At 55.9% G+C, this 18,014-nt stretch carries 14 protein-coding genes; 11 read left to right on the plus strand and 3 right to left on the minus strand.

Going from position 1 to position 18,014, the window contains the following annotated elements:
• Positions 1–12: 12 nt before the first annotated feature.
• The 5 genes from HKD32_RS05645 (at position 13) to HKD32_RS05665 (ending at position 7,713) form a co-directional block, all read left to right on the plus strand.
• A complete protein-coding gene (locus tag HKD32_RS05645) occupies positions 13–1,785 on the plus strand; it encodes a tetratricopeptide repeat protein (protein WP_194257674.1) in 1,773 nt (590 codons plus the stop codon).
• Positions 1,782–4,742, plus strand: a complete 2,961-nt coding sequence (locus HKD32_RS05650) for a glycosyltransferase (protein ID WP_062025777.1) — start codon at positions 1,782–1,784, stop codon at positions 4,740–4,742. The genes HKD32_RS05645 and HKD32_RS05650 overlap by 4 nt, the downstream gene beginning before the upstream one ends.
• Before the next feature lie 134 nt (positions 4,743–4,876).
• Positions 4,877–5,779 carry a hypothetical protein gene (locus tag HKD32_RS05655; protein WP_061931961.1) on the plus strand — a complete coding sequence of 301 codons (903 nt, stop codon included), beginning with the start codon at positions 4,877–4,879 and terminating at the stop codon, positions 5,777–5,779.
• Between the two features lie 118 nt (positions 5,780–5,897).
• Complete coding sequence (locus tag HKD32_RS05660; RefSeq protein WP_061931963.1) at positions 5,898–7,133, plus strand: glycosyltransferase family 4 protein; 1,236 nt, start codon at positions 5,898–5,900, stop codon at positions 7,131–7,133.
• Between the two features lie 160 nt (positions 7,134–7,293).
• Positions 7,294–7,713, plus strand: a complete 420-nt coding sequence (locus tag HKD32_RS05665) for a hypothetical protein (protein WP_061931965.1) — start codon at positions 7,294–7,296, stop codon at positions 7,711–7,713.
• 89 nt (positions 7,714–7,802) lie between these two features.
• On the opposite strand, the gene dps is transcribed toward HKD32_RS05665, so the two are convergent.
• Both dps and HKD32_RS05675 read right to left on the minus strand, forming a co-directional pair.
• Positions 7,803–8,342 (minus strand): DNA starvation/stationary phase protection protein Dps, encoded by a 540-nt coding sequence (gene dps / locus HKD32_RS05670; protein ID WP_010504102.1) that lies wholly within the window; start codon positions 8,340–8,342, stop codon positions 7,803–7,805.
• Between the two features lie 56 nt (positions 8,343–8,398).
• Complete coding sequence (locus tag HKD32_RS05675; protein ID WP_010504101.1) at positions 8,399–10,930, minus strand: glycosyltransferase family 2 protein; 2,532 nt, start codon at positions 10,928–10,930, stop codon at positions 8,399–8,401.
• 260 nt (positions 10,931–11,190) lie between these two features.
• Between HKD32_RS05675 and pstC the strand changes: the two genes are divergently transcribed.
• From pstC to HKD32_RS05705, 6 genes are read left to right on the plus strand one after another with little or no spacing between them, the layout of a single operon-like run.
• Entirely contained in the window at positions 11,191–12,159 is a 969-nt protein-coding gene (gene pstC / locus HKD32_RS05680; protein ID WP_010504100.1) for a phosphate ABC transporter permease subunit PstC, read from the plus strand.
• Entirely contained in the window at positions 12,156–13,028 is an 873-nt protein-coding gene (gene pstA / locus HKD32_RS05685; protein WP_010504098.1) for a phosphate ABC transporter permease PstA, read from the plus strand. The genes pstC and pstA overlap by 4 nt, the downstream gene beginning before the upstream one ends.
• A 17-nt stretch (positions 13,029–13,045) precedes the next feature.
• Positions 13,046–13,816, plus strand: coding sequence for a phosphate ABC transporter ATP-binding protein PstB (pstB, locus tag HKD32_RS05690; RefSeq protein ID WP_010504097.1), 771 nt, complete (start codon positions 13,046–13,048; stop codon positions 13,814–13,816).
• Positions 13,817–13,822: 6 nt separating this feature from the next.
• Positions 13,823–14,545, plus strand: a complete 723-nt coding sequence (phoU, locus tag HKD32_RS05695) for a phosphate signaling complex protein PhoU (RefSeq protein WP_010504096.1) — start codon at positions 13,823–13,825, stop codon at positions 14,543–14,545.
• Positions 14,542–15,264 (plus strand): response regulator, encoded by a 723-nt coding sequence (locus HKD32_RS05700; protein WP_010504095.1) that lies wholly within the window; start codon positions 14,542–14,544, stop codon positions 15,262–15,264. The genes phoU and HKD32_RS05700 overlap by 4 nt, the downstream gene beginning before the upstream one ends.
• A 3-nt stretch (positions 15,265–15,267) precedes the next feature.
• On the plus strand, positions 15,268–16,527 hold the full coding sequence (locus tag HKD32_RS05705; protein ID WP_061931967.1) for a sensor histidine kinase: 1,260 nt from the start codon (positions 15,268–15,270) through the stop codon (positions 16,525–16,527).
• Between the two features lie 63 nt (positions 16,528–16,590).
• On the opposite strand, the gene HKD32_RS05710 is transcribed toward HKD32_RS05705, so the two are convergent.
• Positions 16,591–18,009: an amino acid permease gene (locus tag HKD32_RS05710; RefSeq protein WP_026017632.1), complete on the minus strand. Its 1,419-nt coding sequence runs from the start codon at positions 18,007–18,009 to the stop codon at positions 16,591–16,593.
• Positions 18,010–18,014 lie beyond the last annotated feature (5 nt).

Genomic DNA, 18,014 nt, shown 5'->3' on the forward strand with positions numbered 1-18,014 from the left:
GGGATTGAAACCATGACATTCAAGCGTCGCATTGCGTCTCTTCTTTCTTCAAAAGGGAAAGTGGAGGAAGGCGTTCGGCTGATGGAAGCAGGCGATTCCGTTCGGGGGTTCGCACTTCTCAGCCGTCTGGCTATCGCGGGCGATACGGAAGCGTCTTTCCGCATCGGGCGGGCTTATCTTGATGGGACAGGAGTTCCGCCCAGCCTCGAGGAAGGCGCATACTGGATGCTTGGTGCTGCAAAAGCAGGCCATGTTGAAGCTGCCTTTGTTCTGGCAACGCTCTATACGATCGGATTTCCTGAAGGTTTTGAAATCCGCAAAACGGCGGCAACGTTTGATCTTGCAGCTCCCCCGACTTTGGGAACGCGACACCCTGATTTTCACAAAGGGTTTCATTGGGGACAGATTGCTGCCAATGCAGGATCTGCCGATGCGCAGGCCCTTCTTGGCTATATTCTCACTAATGGCCCCGAGGATCTGCGGGATGCTGTTCAAGCGCGAGCCTGGTATGAACGATCGGCTGCTGCGGGATGTTCGCAGGGGCATCTTGGTCTGGCGTTGGCCATTCTCCATCAGGCCGAAACAGATGAGGCTAGAACCCTTGCGGCTCATCATCTGAAAGAAGCGACCAAGGGTGGGCTGGGGACAGCCTTCGATATTCTTGGGCGCATGAGCGAGGCCGGTGCTGGTGTTCCTCGGGACATGGGAGCTGCCGCACGATATTATCAGCAGGCGGCAGAACGGAATATTGTGGGTGCACAGGCCCGCTATGGCCTTTTCCTGCTGGAAGGCGTCGGGATTGAGCAGCATTATGGTCGTGCCGAAACCTGGCTGCGACGGGCTGCCCTGAACGGGGATGCGGAATCAGCTGCGCTGCTAGGGGATCTTTATGCCCAGGGTGGTGAGCTTCCCCCCAATCTGATGGAAGCGGCAAACTGGTATCGCCTGGCTGCAGAGCAGAAACATGGTGGTGCAGCGCGAGCATTGGGGCTGCTTTATCTGACGGGAAATGGTGTCCACCGTGACCCGGATGTGGCGACCCATTGGTTCCAGGTTGCGTCAGAAGCCGGAGACCGTCATGCGGATGCCGATTTCGGCAATCTGATTCTGACAGGAGCTTCTGCAACGGATGATGAGAAACAGGCCCTGAAAGAGCGTTTCGAGCGTGCTGCCGAACGTGGGGACTTGGTTGGGGCTTTCAATCTTGGTGTGTGCTTCGATCAGGGTGTCGGCGGTACGGTCGACAGTCGGGAAGCAGCCCGCTGGATGCAGAAGGCCGCAGATGGCGTTGTGAACGCCCAGTTCTGGTACGGTAAAATGCTACTGGAGGGGCGCGGTGTACACGCCGATCCAATCCAGGCCATGCACTGGATGGAAAAGGCCGCAGAGGCCGGAATGGGAGAGGCCCAGGTTGCCGTCGGGCAGCTTCTCGTCACGGGGCAGATCAATGGCCGCAAAGATCATGGTCGTGCAATGGAGCTTTATCGTGCCGCCGCAGAAAGCGGAAACGTGGATGCGATGTTCTCGCTCGCAGCCATGTATGGCGGCGGACATGATGTGCCGGAAAATCGCGTTGAAGCTCAGAAGTGGTTCATGAAGGCGGCCCAGCTTGGGAATGGTCTGGCCCAACTTATGTTGGGGCGGTATCTGATCCGCGGTCTGGCAGGGGTGACGGATCTGCAGGAAGGCCGGAAATGGCTGGAGCATGCGAAAGCCCAGGGGATTGCGGATGCTGAGGCCGAACTCATCAATCTTGATGCGGCCCAGCCTGACGAGGACGATTGATCGGCGTGACGTCCGATAGCAATCCTGATCTTACGGGAACAACGTCCAGAGCTGCCTTCGGAGGATACGGTCATGTCGTAACTCCGGAAGATCGAGCGGCATGGCGGGACGTGATGAACGCTCGCGCGCAGGTAGCTTTTCAGCGCGGACAGGAGGCCATACAGGCTGGGCGCCTGCAGGACGGTATTTTCTGGCTGGAGCGTGCCGAAAGAATGGCGCGTCAGAGCCCGAATGTTATCTGGGCGCTGGCCATCGCGTTTCTGAATATTGGTCGCGTTCAGAGTTGTCTGGAACGGATGGAGCGGCTTTACCAGACATATGGTTTGCGGGAAGCAGCGTTTCTGTCTGTTGTCTGTCTTGTTCGATTGAATGAGACGGCGCAGGCCTCTTCGAGGCTAGGAACGGCATTATCGAAATTTCATATTCTACCTGAACTTCGGCAGCTGGCGAGCCAGCTCTCCAAAAGTGCAGGGAAGCCAGGATGGTGTACGGCGTCCAATGCCGGCTGGGTGGAAGTGGAGGCGACTGGCAGCATCCGGGTGCTACTGGATGGTGTCGAAGCGGGACGAGGTCTCTGCGGACGCTATAAGCTTCCGGACGGTTGGCAGAAGGCCGCACGTCTTGAGGTTCGGGCAGGCCGCCAGCATGTACTTGGAAGCCCGATTGATGTGCAGGCGCTCATACGCTGTGAATCGCTTGTGCGTGCGACGGGCAAGGGACTTGAGGGATGGCTCTGGTACCCTGCAGAACCAGACCATGTTCCCTCCGTGACGTTGTGGGATGATCGCAGTCTGTCAGTTCCGGAGTTTGCGGCTGATGTAGACAGTGATGTCCCTTTGTCGCGGCCGCGTTCTTTTCGCCTTGAGAAAAACTGTTTGCCGAAAGGCGATTGTGGGGCGCTCCTTTTAAGAGATGAGCACGGGCGGCCTCTTGTGGGAGCGCCGATTGATCCCATGGTCGGCCGACTGGTTTCTAAGCGTGGCAGGCTGCCAGAACGTCTGCGCCCTGTTCATGTGGAAGCATGGCCTCATAGACCGAGAAGGCCCAGAGGCAGTTCCGGGTGTGTTGTTGTTATTCCGGTGTATCGTGATCTGGCAGGAAGCAAGGCCTGTTTGCGCAGTGTGTTGGCAACGGTCCCGCCGGGTATCGAAATCATCGTTGTGGATGATGCAACGCCAGAGCCAAAGCTGGCAAACTTTCTGGATATGCTGGCGCAGGACGGCAAAATTACGCTTGTCCGACATGAGTCCAATCAGGGATTCCCGGCGTCTGCGAATGACGGTATGCGCCTTGCGGCAGGGCGGGACGTTATTCTTCTGAACAGTGATACACTTGTGTGTTCAGGGTGGATTGAGCGGTTACGGGCGCGGCTGGCTTTTACAGATGTGGGAACCGTAACGCCTTTTTCCAATGATGCGAGCATCCTGTCCTATCCTTCGGTGGACACTGAAAACATGGTGCCTGATGGATCGGGCACACGGAAACTGGATGTTCTGTGCCAGGCTCTGTTTTCACAGGAAGACGCGTGTATCGATTTGCCAACCGGAAATGGTTTCTGCATGGCGATAACCGCCGAATGTCTGGCTGAGACGGGTTTTTTCAGGGAAGACCTGTTTGCACAGGGCTATGGCGAGGAGAATGATTTCTGTCTTCGGGCCTCTGCGCAGGGATATCGTCACTTTCCTGCACCGGATGTGTATGTGGCGCATACAGGGTCAACGTCGTTTGGAAGCAGCCGTAAGGCCCTGATGGGGCGAAATCTGGAAATCCTGAATGCCTTGCATCCCGGGTACGATGCAGAAGTCGCAGCGTTTATAGAGAGGGATCCCCTCGGGCAGTTCCGGCGGCAACTGGATATGTCCCGGATAGACGAACAACGCCAAGGACGTTCTTCCATGCTGTTGGTTCAGCATGATGCAGGCGGGGGTGTAGGGCGTGTCGTGCTGGAGCGTGTCCAGTCTTTTGAGCAGCAGGGTTTTTTGGCCCTGACGCTTCGGCCAACATCTCTGGGATGTAAACTTGAATGGCCAATGGGGGAGAAAAACTTCGCCCCGAACCTGAAGTTTACCCTTCCCGAGGAATTGCCTCTTCTGGTCGCAGCACTGTTACGGCTGAAAATTTGTCGCATCGAGTGGCATCATCTCGTAGGCCATGCGCCCTGTGTTCGAACACTCCATGAAGATCTTTGTGTCCCCTATGATGTGTTTGTGCACGACTATATCTGGTTTTGCCCTCGTATTTCTCTTCTGGATGGAAATGGCCGCTATTGTGGTGAGCCGGATGTGGCAGGCTGTGAGGCCTGTATCGCGACGTGGGGCGGTTATCTGGGAGAGGATCTGGCGGTCCCGGATCTTATCAGTCGCTCCCAACGCGAATTCAGGCAGGCCGGTACGGTGATGGTGCCTTCTCGTGATACCGCACAGAGAATGACGCGGCATTTTCCACAGACCAGCTTTCTGCCTGTTCCGCTGGAAGATGATGCCGTTCTTTTGTCAAATGTTTCAGGACGAACAGGCGTTATTTCGGGCCGTGCCTTGCGGATTTGTGTTGTTGGAGGGCTGAGCCGTTGGAAGGGATATGACGTTCTCCTGTCTATGGCGCAATGCATCAGGGCCATGTCTCTTCCAGTCGAGCTTGTGTTGGTCGGACATACGCCCGATGATGAAACCCTGATTGCCGCCGGAGTTAAGGTCACAGGAGAATATCAGGAAGACGAAGTTCTGGGCCTGATTCGCGAACAGAGCGCCGATATTGGATTTATTCCTTCCGTTGCACCGGAAACCTGGTGTTATGCTCTTGGAATATTGTGGAAAAGCGGGCTCGAAGTTTTGTGCTTTGACATTGGAGCGCAATCGGAGCGGGTGCGTTGTAGTGATCGGGGCGCAGTTGTTCCACTGGGAATGCCTGTTGAATTTCTTGTTCGATTTATTTTGCGTCGCTGGGGGCCGGTAAGTTGAAGTGAACGGGGTTTACGCTTCGACTGGAACGGGTAAATATAACCCGCAAACAATGCCTGTCTTGAACTGGCTGCTATAGCCGCTGGGCTTGAAAAGTTTTTCCTCCCGTTATGCGGGAACAAGTGGAGTAGGGAATGTCAAAGACGGCTGAAGCACCAACGCAGAACCGGGTGATTGACCTCAAGTCTGGCGCTCACATGATGGTTCTCGATGCGGGAATTTTCTGCATTTTTCATGCCGCGGGACAGCAGGACCCAGGGCCCTCCGGGCTTCCAGGTATTCGGATTTCCCGTGCTCCCGGGACGCCTCCGGGCATTGTGACCGTTAGTACATTCGAGGAAGATGGCTGGATTGGTGGTGCCAATGGCGCTGCTCTGGTGCGTGTTACCCGCGGGCCGGCAGCTGTTTTGGTAACCACCTATCAGGAGCCGGGTAGCCCCCACGACGCTCCCAAGCTTCAGGTCGCACAGCTTGCAGGTCCAACCTCGGTCAGTCCGGCGTCGGTCGCTGTCGCGCAGCCTGCGCAGAAAGCAGCGCCTCTGCCCATCGAAGCGGCTGAAATTTCTGCCCATGTCCAGCGGGTCGGCGATGTTGCGGCTCCTATCGGCGAATGGATGGGAACACCGGGCAGCCAGTCCTGGATCGAAGGTTTTGCCATCGCTCCGAAAAACAGCATTCCTGCTTCCGATATCGAATATCAGGCTGTTCTGGGGAAGGGGTGGCTCTCGCCCTGGTCTGAGGGCGGCCAGTATTGTGGCTCGCGCGGTATGGCGCTTCCCATTCTCGGTCTGCGGGTTCGTCTGAAGGGAGCATCGGCAGAAACACATCATATCCGTCTTTCCTCCACCTTTACGGACGGCTCACGCCTTGGCCCGCTTGATGGGACGGATGCTCTGGAAGCAGAGAGCCTTGCTCCGCTTGAGGCTTTCCTTCTGGAAATCATTCCGAATGCAGGCGCTGAAGCACCGGCCGCCAAACGCCCTCGTGCGAAGTCTGTAAAAGCCGCTGCGAAGTCTAAGGCTGACGCTGCAGACTGATGACGAATGAAAGCTGGCTGCCTGAACGGGAAGCCAGCTTTCAAATATCAAATCGGAGTTGAAGCGCCGTTATGTTTCAACTCTGCCTTCAGCCCTTTTTGAATGACCGGGATTTGGTGTGCGGTATCTTTTTGTCCATCAGAATTTTCCCGGTCAGTTTCTGCATTTCGTGCGCCATCTTCATGAGCAGGGTGGGCATGAAATTGTCTTTATTTCTGAGGCAAACGCAGGCGAAATTCCTGGTGTCAGGCGCGCTGTTTATCGTGTCCCGCGTCTGCCCTCATCCGCCACGCACCCGCATCTGCGCGAATTTGAATATGGGCTCCTGAGGGCGGAGGCCGTTGCGACGGCTGCCAAGACGCTCAAGGGGCTTGGCTATGTCCCGGATATCATCATCGGTCATCATGGCTGGGGTGAACTGCTGAATCTTGTGGATGTTTTCCCTGGCTGTCCTATTTTGGGATATTTTGAATTTTTCTATCATACTGATCGGAATGACGTAGGGTTCGATCCGGAATTTCCTCCTAGTCCGGATTTGGCGGCGGCTGTCCGAGTGAAAAATGCCATAAATCTTCAGGCGCTTTCCTTGCCAAATGGTTATGGGCAGACCCCAACGCAGTTTCAGAAATCTACCTATCCCGGCTGGGCGCAGGACAGGATCTCTCTCCTCCGAGAAGGCGTAAATCTCGAGCTGTGTCAGCCTGATGCTCAGGCGCGTCGACGGAACCTCGTTATCAACGGTGTAAAGATTTCACCGCGTGATGCGCTTGTGACATATGTTGCGCGTAACCTTGAACCTTATCGTGGTTTTCATAGCGTCATGCGCGCCTTGCCGCGTATTCTGGATGAGCGAAAGGACGCGCAGGTCATTCTGGTCGGGGGGGATCAGGTCAGTTACGGTGCGCCGCCTCCGGATCGCGGAAGCTGGAAAGACATCATGCTCAAGGAACTGGAAGACAAGTTGGATCTCAGTCGGATTCATTTCGTCGGTAAGGTTGCCTATGATGATTTCCGTAATCTGCTCAAAAGATCAGATGCTCATCTGTACCTGACTTATCCTTTCGTGGCTTCCTGGTCTCTGCGCGAAGCCATGGCGACGGGATGCCCGATTATTGGCAGCGATACGGCCCCGGTCAGTGAATTTATTACAGATGGAGTTACGGGCCGTCTGGTGCCATTTCTTGAACCGGATCGGATTGCTGAGACCGTTCTTGAACTGCTTGAAGATCGCAAACAGGCGCGTCGTCTGGGGCAGGGAGCCAGAGGATATGCAGAAGCCGAACTGTCTTTGAAGGATTATCTGCAACGATATGATGCCTTGGTCCGGGATGTCGTGAGTCAGAACAGGCTCTGACGGTTTGTGGTCAATACACCTTCTGCCGTGACTGTGAAGTTGTGGCAAAGGCATGGATAAAGTCACGTTCCATGACACTGGCAGGTATGATAACCTTCCTGCCATAGAGAGTTACAGAAACATCTGCGCTACGCAGGCGGATGTGACAGGAGCGGTCCGAATGTCTTTCGAAATACTTCCCGGCTTGCGTGACATCGTACAGTCCTGGGTGGTGAAGAAAGAGGTTTCCTTACCGCCACGGCGCTTGACGGACGAAGATATCGAAGTCCTTGCGAAGGCGAGTATTGAAACGCTGAAGCAACGTGCCGTTGGAGAGCTGGTCTTAGAATGGGGCAGCCTCCAGACCCTGACGGCTTCATGGATTGTTCAGCGCCAAAGAGGTCAGATACCCTTTCCCCTGAGGTTCGAAGAGTATCGGATGTTTGTGGAGCTGGCTCTTAAAGGGCTTCTGACGCCAGTGAGAGTGATAGAGGCGTCTCAGAATCCGGCTGAAATTTCAGATGGAATGCCTCAGGACTCCGTGCTTCTGGATGAAGACGCTTTCCGGTTTGCGCGAGAGCATCTGGCGCGCTGCCTTTGAAGAAGCGAAGAAACTTTCACTTGGAATGCATATAAAAAAACGGGGCAGATAACTGCCCCGTTTTTCTGTTTCTGGCCGGTAGTAGCTAATCAGCTACGTTTGCCGTCGTGGTCTCCGTCGCGCATCTGACCTGTTGGCTCCTGAACATGGGCTTCAAGGAACCAAAGGTGCTTGTCGAGACCACGGGACACTTCCGTGAACAGATCAGCAGTATCGTCGTCACCTGCTTCATCCGTAATCTTGATGGCTTCACGGACATTGTTGGCAACAGTTGCATAGCGGTCGATTAGTGCAGCGATATGGTCCGCGACACGATAGATATCGGTCGGATAAGGGGTGCAGTTGCTGTTCTTCGCAACAGCCTGCACTGTGCCATAGGCTGTACCGCCAAGTTGGGTGGCGCGCTCTGCTGTCGTATCGACAAAGTCATCAATGCTGGCGCGGAAGCCATCCAGCATTTCATGAACACCGATGAACTGTGGGCCCTTAAGATTCCAATGAGCCTGCTTCGTGATCAAGGCGAGATCAATCAGGTCTGCCAGCCGGGCATTGAGCGTCTCGATGGAGACGCTCTTGGTGTTGTCTGCCGTGTTGTTCTGCGTGACATGACGGTTGGACTTGGTAGCCACGATAAGTCTCCTGTAACAGGTTCGTTATCCAGAAACGCAGAACTCCCAAATGGGTTTCACAGTGTTTCCGGATCCACGAGATCGAAGAACGGCTGGTGGTCTACTGTGAAGTAGCGTGGGTAAGCCGGGTCGCGTTCGAAAAGTGGATTGTTGCTCCAACGGGCCAGCATCGTCTGGGTTTCATGGAAGAACCGGGCTTCGTGTTCCGGACGGTCATCGCTGCCGCGTGACAGGCTTTCATGATGGTACGCCACGATTTCCGCACAGAAAATAATCCGGTATCCGGCATCGCGAATCTTCAGGCATAGATCGACGTCGTTATAGGCGACGGTCAGTTCCTTCTCATCGAAGCCTCCGATTTCCCGGAAGACGTCGGCACGAACAAGCATTGCTGCTGCCGTGACGGCTGTGACTTCGTGGGACAGCATGGTGCGTCCAATAAAGCCATATTCAGAGACCGGATCACCACGATGGACATGCGCGCCAATGCCGGCGGGTCCGACGATCACGCCAGCATGCTGGATGGTATCGTTCGGATAGAGCAGTTTTGCGCCCACAGCTCCAACATCCGGAGCGGACAGGGCTTCCCCGATGGCGATATGCAGCCAGTCCTCATGTTCCACGAACACGTCATTGTTCATGAACATCAGATAGTCGGCCTTGGTCTGTTCTACGGCCAGATTGTTGAGGCGGGAGTAGTTGAAGGGCTCCTCAACCGTCAGCACAGATACCTTCGGATGAGCCTGCATTTCCTCAATGAAAGCAGCCGTTTCGTCTTCAACGGACCAGTTGTTGACGAGAATGATGTCGAACGCCTTGTAGGCCGTCTTGGTTAGCAGAGCCTCCACGCACTGACGTGTGGTTTCCACCTGATCCTTGAAAGGGATGATGATCGTGACCTTGGGGGTCTTTCGTGTGAGCCACTGGACGCCATACAGCGTCAGACCACGGATGGACGAGACCTTTGCCTTAACGCCGCGCCGTTTGAGATGATCGTGAACGCAACGCACACCTGCTTCAATGGCGTAGGTCTTGTTTGCGACGTTGACGGCCGTGGAATTGGGTGTCTTGCGCCAGTGATAGAGGATTTCCGGAACATGATGGATTTCGGAAGGCTTCAGGATTTCTGTGGCCCGCAGGATGAAGTCATGATCCTGTGCGCCGTCGTAATCAGACTTCAGGTGTCCGATGGCCCGCATGGTGTCGGCTTCCACCATGGTCAGATGGCAAACGTAGTTACAGCCGAGCAGATAGCGGTAATTGAAATCGGGCTTGAGGTTTGGTTCCAGGAAGTACCCGGCCTGATCGATCTTGTCTTCGTCGGAATACAGCAGGCGTGCACCCGTTTCGCGGGCAGCGCGGACCATGACTTCCACGGCAACATCGACCATGAGGTCATCATGGTCGAAGAACACGACATATTTGCCGCGTGCTGCGTCCATTCCCGCATTGGTTGCGCCTGAAATGCCGGCATTCTTTTTCAGGGGAACAGCACGGATCCGCTTATCCGCCTTGCAGAACGCATTAATGATTGCCGTTGTCTGCGCACATTTTCCAGCATCATCAACAATAATCAGTTCCCAGTTCTGATAGGTCTGGGAAAGAACGGAATTGATGGCAGCCTCGAAATCGCTCTTCAGAGGGCGATAGGTCGGGCACAGAATGGAGACCAGAGGTTCCTCGTAGCCCTTGCCTTCTTCCAGTTGACGCTGACGAGCCGTCCGTTCACGCAGAAGGGGGTAATATTTCTGGGCCCAGCGATTGTAGTCGCCGAGATTATAGCCACGACGTGGCACCAGATCGCGCACTTCCTGTCGAAGCGCAGAAAGCTGGCGGTGTAGTCCATCAATCACGCCGAGGAGATCGACCAGACGGGTCTCAAGCGCGTCATCCGCCAGCGAAGTGACGAATGGGCTGCCGTTGAGTTCGGTGTTGTCTGGCAGGGTAACAATTTTGAACTGGCGAGGCGTACTGCCGCGAAGACGCTGCGGAATGGGAATTTCGAAACCGCAGTTCGGGTCACAGCCCAGAACGGCCGCGACGTCGCCACGATACCGATCCGCGCGTGCCTGAGCGATGCGAACTCCATCGACCATGACGGAAATCATGCACCCGCCATGCATCTCTGCACCGGGGCGTTCCGCTTTCAGAAGCCAGCCGCGCAAGGCACCCTGTTTCACGCCATCGACAAAGCTTTGATACTGGGGCTGGAACTTCTGTGTAAATTTGATGACTGGAACAGGGTCTGCTTCCGGGTCTGTCGGATGTGTCAGCGGAAGAACAGAGCGATCCGGCAGACGAACGGAAAGTTCATGCGGCTTTCCGTCAATAAATTTCTCGGGAATGGTAAATTCAAAACCCACATTTGAAATGGGTAGTCCCAGGGCAGCCTGCACATCCGGGCGTTCCTGGTCACAGAGAATCTGCATGACTTCCTGCTGATCTATCAGAACATGCAGGCGAGCTGCGCCAACACCCCTTGTATCGATCACCCAGCCTCGCGCTTGTCCTTCAACAAATTGGTCGAAATGACCAATGAAAACGCTGGCAGCAGCAAGTGGAGAAGGAGGAGTGGCTTTTGTCGTCATTTACTCTGTCTCCCGAGCAGCGCCGGTTTCAGTCTATAAGGGCGGCGCGATAATTTTTATTAACCTTAAATGAGTTATTCTGCTCTGTCTTGGGTGTCTCAAAATCAAGAATCGAAAAAAATGTGTCGCTCATGACATAAATCTTTCATGCCCCCTGATGCCCGCGCCGGTTGTTCTTCCCGTTCCAGAAGGCTAATGCACGGAAGTGGCGGCATCTGCCGCCAGTTTGCACCCGTTATCACAGCCAGAGCCTTTGACGCATGACACTTGCCCCAGCCAGGCAGCCCGACAAGGTCTCCGTTCCTGAAACCAGGGAGAAGCGGAGCCGTGCGGATACCGCATTTCAGGCCATCGTCGGAGGGTGCTCTCTGATCGTGCTTATCGCTCTGGGCGGTCTGGTCCTTCTGATGGGTGTGGGGGGACAGGAAGCTTTCAGAACATTCGGGCTTGGCTTCACGTTTCGGAATGTGTGGAACCCGGTTGCGAATGATTACGGTGCATGGGCACCTCTTTTTGGCACGATCGTCAGCACCCTGATCGGCGTGTTGATCGCCATGCCACTCGCATTCGGTACGGCTTTCTGGCTCACGGCCATTGCGCCTCCCAGAGTTGCGGCGGTTGTTGGTACAGCGGTTCAGCTTCTGGCTGCCGTGCCATCCATTATTTTCGGTATGTGGGGCTTTTTCACAATCGTGCCATTCATGGCGCGGCATGTTCAGCCCTTCATGATGCACAATTTCCGTCATGTGCCGGGAATTAACCTGCTGATCCATGGTGCCCCCTTCGGAACAGGCCTTATGACTGCAGGCATCGTCCTTGCGATGATGATCGCCCCGTTCATGACGGCCGTGATGCGTGATGTATTCAGCGCTATGCCTGGAATGCTGCGCGAGAGCGCTTACGGACTGGGGGCCACACGCTGGGACGTCATGTGGAAAGTCGTCGTGCCCTGGTCACGGACCGGCATGATTGGAGCGACCGTGCTGGGAATGGGGCGTGCACTGGGTGAGACCATGGCCGTCACGTTCGTGATCGGAAACGTAACGTCTGTAGGATGGTCGCTGTTTGCGCCTCGCAGCACAGTAGCGTCCCTGATTGCGCTTCAGTTTCCGGAAAGTCCGGCCGGGTCTCTGAGACTCTCTTCCCTTCTGGCTCTTGGGTTCATTCTCATGTTGCTGTCGTTCGCCAGTCTGTCTCTGGCGCGTATGCTGCGGAAGGACGGGAAATGAGCGACATGACGACGTCCTCCAGCGGCTGGGCACCAAACGCCAACGGCGCGCGCCGCCGTCGAACGGATAAGCTGGCGACCCTGTTGGGAATGATTGCGGCCGGTATTCTGGTCCTGGTTCTGACGTCCATTCTGTGGACGCTGCTCTCCCGGGGCGTAACTGGTCTTTCTGCCGCAGCCCTTATGAAGCCCATGGGACCGCCCGGTTCTGGCGGTGGTTTGGCGAATGCCATTATCGGTAGCCTTATCCAGACGTTTCTGGCGCTTCTGATCGCAACGCCTCTGGGGCTGGGTTGCGGGATCTATCTTTCGGAATATGGCAATCGCCAGAACCGTTTTGCATCCTGCGTCCGCTTCGTTTCAGACGTTCTGATGTCGGTTCCTTCCATTCTGGTGGGGTTGTTCGTCTATCAGATCCTTGTTGCTCCGTTTGGGCACTTTTCGGCATTTGCTGGATCGGTTGCTCTGGCCATTCTGGCGGTTCCCATCATTGTTCGGACAACTGAGGACATGCTGCGCCTCGTACCGATTGCCATGCGGGAAGCCGGTGCGGCTCTTGGTGCGACGCGCTGGCGCGTAACGCTGTTTCTGTGCCTGCGTTCTGCCAAGACGGGTGTTCTCACCGGTATTCTTCTGGCGCTGGCCCGTGTCAGCGGTGAAACGGCGCCGCTGCTCTTTACGTCTCTGGGTAACCAGAACTGGTCTTTCAGTCTGAACCGCCCCATGGCCAGCCTGCCGGTGACAATTTACCAGTATGCAGGAGCCTCTTATGAGGACTGGGTGCAACTTGCCTGGGCGGGTGCCCTGCTTGTGACCATGGGTGTTCTGGCCATCAATATTGCCGTCCGTCTTTCGGCCCGTCGCGGATGATTTTACAGGATTTCAACATGACCGAGACCAAGCCGCAGGTGGCCCTCGCTGTTCGCAACCTTAATTTCTACTACGGACAGAATCACGCCCTGCATGATATCAGCATCGACTTTCCCGCCCGGAAGGTCACGGCGATGATTGGCCCCAGCGGTTGTGGTAAGTCCACGCTGCTGCGGATCTTCAACCGCATGTACGACCTTTACCCAGGGCAGCGGGCGACGGGAGAAGTCCTGTTCGACGGGCGGAATATCCTTGAGACCGGCCTTGATCTGAATATCCTGCGGGCCCGGATCGGTATGGTTTTTCAGAAGCCAACACCGTTTCCCATGTCGATCTATGACAATATCGCATTCGGCGTGCGTCTGCATGAACGTCTGAACAAGGCTGACATGGATGCGCGCGTGCAGGATGTTCTGACACGCGTGGCGCTGTGGAACGAAGTTCGGGATCGTCTGAACGCCCCGGCTGCCGGTCTGTCTGGTGGTCAGCAACAACGCCTGTGTATCGCACGCTCGATTGCTACGCGCCCGGAAGTTCTTCTGCTCGACGAACCGACATCCGCTCTGGACCCGATTTCGACCGCGCGTATCGAGGAGCTTCTGGACGAACTCAAGGAAGAGTTCACAATCGCGATTGTAACTCACAACATGCAGCAGGCTGCACGATGTGCGGATCAGGTTGCATTTTTCTACATGGGCCGTCTGATTGAAGTGGATACCGCGGATCGTATCTTTACGAATCCGCGCCAGCAGCAGACCCAGGACTACATCACCGGAAGATTTGGATAATCCGCCATGGCTGACAGATCTCATATCGTCAAAAGCTACGAGCAGGAGCTGGGTCAGCTCCGGTCCATGATGTCCCAGATGGGCGGTATCGTGGAAAACCAGGTCGCTCTCGCGCTCTCGGCTATCGCGGATCGGAACGAGGAAGCAGCGGATGCCGCCGCCCGTCAGGACCCGGACGTGGATGGACTGGAGCGCGATGTCGAAAGCCTCGCCATCCGTCTTCTGGCTCTGCGCAGCCCGATGGCGAGCGATCTTCGTGAAATTGTCGCAGCTCTGAAGATCACGGGTGATCTGGAGCGGATTGGCGATTATGCGTCGTCCATCGCGCGTCGTTCTCTGCGGATCCGTGGTTCTGACGGCCAGATTTCCCTGTCGGGGCTACGCAGCATGGGGCGTCTGGTGCAGGACAATCTGCGACGATCCATTGATGCCATCACGCAGCAGGATTCCAACCGGGCTATGGAAGTCTGGCATGCGGATCGTGCCGTGGACGAGTATTACACGGCGCTGTTCCGTGAACTCGTAACGTATATGATGGAAGACCCCCGCAATATCCGGGCCTGCACGGAACTGCTGTTCATCGCCAAGAATCTTGAACGGATCGGCGATCATGCGACCAATATTGCCGAGCGCGTCTTTTATGCTGTGACGGGCGATAATCTGCCGGCTGTGCGTCCGCGCGGTGGTCCGGCAGCCGCTGAAAACGCAGCCGAGCCAGCAGACCGGTGAGCGGGACGACGCAGGTACGAGCAAAGGGCCTCATCCTCGTCGTCGAGGATGATCCCGCCCTGTTGCTCATGATGCGATATAACCTCGAACAGCGAGGCTATCGTGTTGAATCCGCTCCCGATGCGGAGACGGCCCTTCAGTTTCTGGAAACGGCTCGCCCCGATGCAGCCGTTCTGGATTGGATGCTGCCGGGCCTTTCCGGTCTGGATCTCTGCCGACGTATCCGGAGCAATCCGGCGCTCCGGGATTTGCCCGTTCTTCTGCTGACGGCTCGTTCCGGAGAACAGGATGCTATCCGCGGACTGGATACTGGCGCTGACGACTATCTGGTCAAGCCTTGCAGTGTCGATACACTGGATGCACGTCTCAGAGCGCTCCTTCGCCGTCACCAGTCGTCGTACGATGTGTTGTCGTTCGCGGATATTACCCTTGACCCTGAAACGCATCGTGTGGAGCGTGCGGGGCGTCTGCTGTCTTTGGGGCCAACCGAGTATCGTCTGTTAGATCTTCTGATCCGTAATCCGCGCAAGGTGTTTTCCCGTGAAGATCTGCTGCGTCGGATCTGGGGGCAGAACATCCACGTAGAAATTCGGACGATCGACGTTCATATCCGACGTCTCCGCAAGGCCATCAATGGCCCGAATGAGCCTGATCTTGTCCGTACCGTTCGGGCGGCGGGTTATGCTCTGGATGATGGCCCAATTACGGACGGGCTGTAACGAGTGAGGGCCGAGAGTCTGGCAGTCCTTCCCCATGATGGGCTGCCGCTCTGGGTTGGCCTCACCTTTGCAGGCCTTGCTGTCGCTGGATGGGGGTGTGCGGCTCTGGCGTTTCGCCGTCGGTCGCCCCCGCAGCCTGCCATACCCGAATATTCGGCTTCGGGTCTTTCTCTTCCTCTGCCGGATGCCCCCCTGCCAATCGAGTTTTTTCCCGGAAGCGTGCTGTTACTGGACAGGCTTGGTGCAGTGCTCCAGGCCAATGAAGAGGCTGCAATGCAGTTCGGAGACAGCGTAGGAGCCATTCTGCGGCACCCTGCTGCTCGTTCGGCGCTTTCCGCAGCGTTAAGGGCTGAACCGGAAGGGGCAGATGACCTTCCGCCTGTCTGCTCCACCACCTTTACTCTTGATGTTCCTGTTCCCCGGACGCTGCACTTGTCCCTAAGGGGAATTCCCGCTCCGCAGGAGCGTCACAAGCGGGTTCTTGTGGTGATGTCAGATCGCAGCGAGGCGCAGGTTCTGGACAGGATGCGGTTGGATTTCGTTGCTCATGCCAGCCATGAGCTTAGGACGCCTCTTGCATCGCTGAGCGGCTTTATTGACGCACTCAGAACGGGTGGCAGCACGATGGATGAGGGAACGCGTCAGCAGTTTCTCGACATTATGGGGCAGCAGTCAGCGCGGTTGAAGCGGCTGATCGATCGGCTGCTCTACTTATCCCGTGTGCAGGCTCATGAGCATCAACGCCCGCGGGATGTTGTGGACGTGGCCGATTTGATGGCCATTGTTCTGGGCGAGGTTGCTCCCCGGTTTGATGAGGATGGGTGTAAGCTGAATCTGGCTCTTGAAGATGATTTGATCATCAAGGCAGATGAAGACGAGATGGTGCAGGTGCTCCTGAACCTGATCGAAAATGCCCTGAAATATGGACGGGAGCGGGGGCGGGATTTTTCCGTGACCCTGTTTGCCCGCAGGGCACCGGAACGGGATGACCGTTGGCCAGAGGATGGAGGCATCCTCCTGGGCGTTGAGGACAACGGGCGCGGTATGGAGGCGCATCACCTTCCACGCTTGACCGAGCGTTTCTATCGGGTTGTGGATAATGTTGAGCCAGCCCAGCAGGGAACCGGTTTGGGTCTCTCCATTGTGCGGCATATTCTGGATCGCCATGGTGGTCGATTGCGGGTCGCAAGCGCACCAGGGCGAGGAACAACATGCCTGGTCTGGTTGCCGCCAGTGAGTGTTGTTCAGCCTGAAATGGTATGAGGCTTTTGGTTTGTCTCTGAAAACTGAAAAACGCCCCCGAAGGAGCGTTTTAAAGAGGCATGTTTAACGGATTTCAGCGCGGGTTTTTCCTAAAAGGATCCAACCGCCAACGAGGATTAATCCGATCAAAGGAATGGCTGCGATCGTAATTGTGCCATCCGGATAATCAAAAGCCATCATGACCAGCACGAACCCCAGAAAACCAAGGGTCAACCAGTTGGTGACAGGAGCACCCGGCATGGCAAACGTGGTCGGGGCGATTTCACCGCGGTTGATGGCTGCGCGCAGACGCTGCTGGCAGAGAAGAATGAAGCCCCAGGTACTGATAATTCCAATGGCAGAGAAATTTAGAACAATTTCAAAGACACGCGCTGGGATCAGATAATTCAGGCCAACACCAACAAGATAAACGGCTAGTGTGGTCAGGATGCCAACGTAAGGAACAGAACTTCTGTTCATCTTGGAAAGCATTTTTGGGCCAGAGCCACCAAGAGATAGAGCTCTGAGTACACGGCCAGTGGAGTACAGGCCGGAGTTGAGGCTGGAAAGAGCTGCCGTGAGTACGACAATGTTCATGATTGTTCCGATGCCGGGAATCCCCAACGCCTGGAAGAACGTCACAAACGGGCTGACACCCGCGTGATAAGCGGTCCATGGCAGAAGGCAGACCAGCAGCACAACAGACCCAACATAAAACAGGGCAATACGCCAGATCACACTGTTGACGGCTTTGGGAAGAACTTCACGGGCATCATGACATTCGCCGGCAGCTGTCCCGATCAGTTCGATAGCCGAGTACGCGAAGACTACGCCCTGTAACAGAAGGAACGCCGGAAGAATGCCATGCGGGAAAAATCCGCCATTTTCGGTAATCAGATGCAACCCAGTTGTATGTCCGCCCACAGGCATACGACTGCCGAGGATAAGGGTTCCTGCGATAAGGAACGCTGCCAGCGCCACAACCTTAATGAGTGAGAACCAGAACTCCATTTCGCCAAAATAGCGAACGCCGATCATGTTCATGGCACCGACAATGGTCAACGCGCCCAAGGCGAAAACCCATTGTGGCACGTCCACGAAAACGGACCAGTAATGCATATAAAGCGCTACGGCGGTGATATCGACGATACCCGTCATGGCCCAGTTCAGGAAGGAGAGCCAGCCAGCCGCGTAGGCCGCTTTTTCGCCCAGAAATTCACGGGCATAGGTCACAAAGCTTCCGCTTGTGGGGCGGTACATGACCAACTCGCCCAGTGCGCGAAGGATCAGAAAGGAAAAAACACCGCAGACGGCATAAATCAAAGCAAGGGAAGGGCCGGCAACCTGAAGGCGGGAGCCAGCACCAAGGAACAGTCCAGTCCCGATGGCACCGCCAATGGCGATCATCTGGATATGTCGACGACCGAGGTCTTTGTGATACCCTTCCTCGCTGATGACATCTTCCGATGGGGGAGTGTAATCGTGAGCAGGGCTGGTCGTCATCTGCG

This window comes from Gluconobacter japonicus, from assembly GCF_015244665.1.
Taxonomy (GTDB): domain Bacteria; phylum Pseudomonadota; class Alphaproteobacteria; order Acetobacterales; family Acetobacteraceae; genus Gluconobacter; species Gluconobacter japonicus.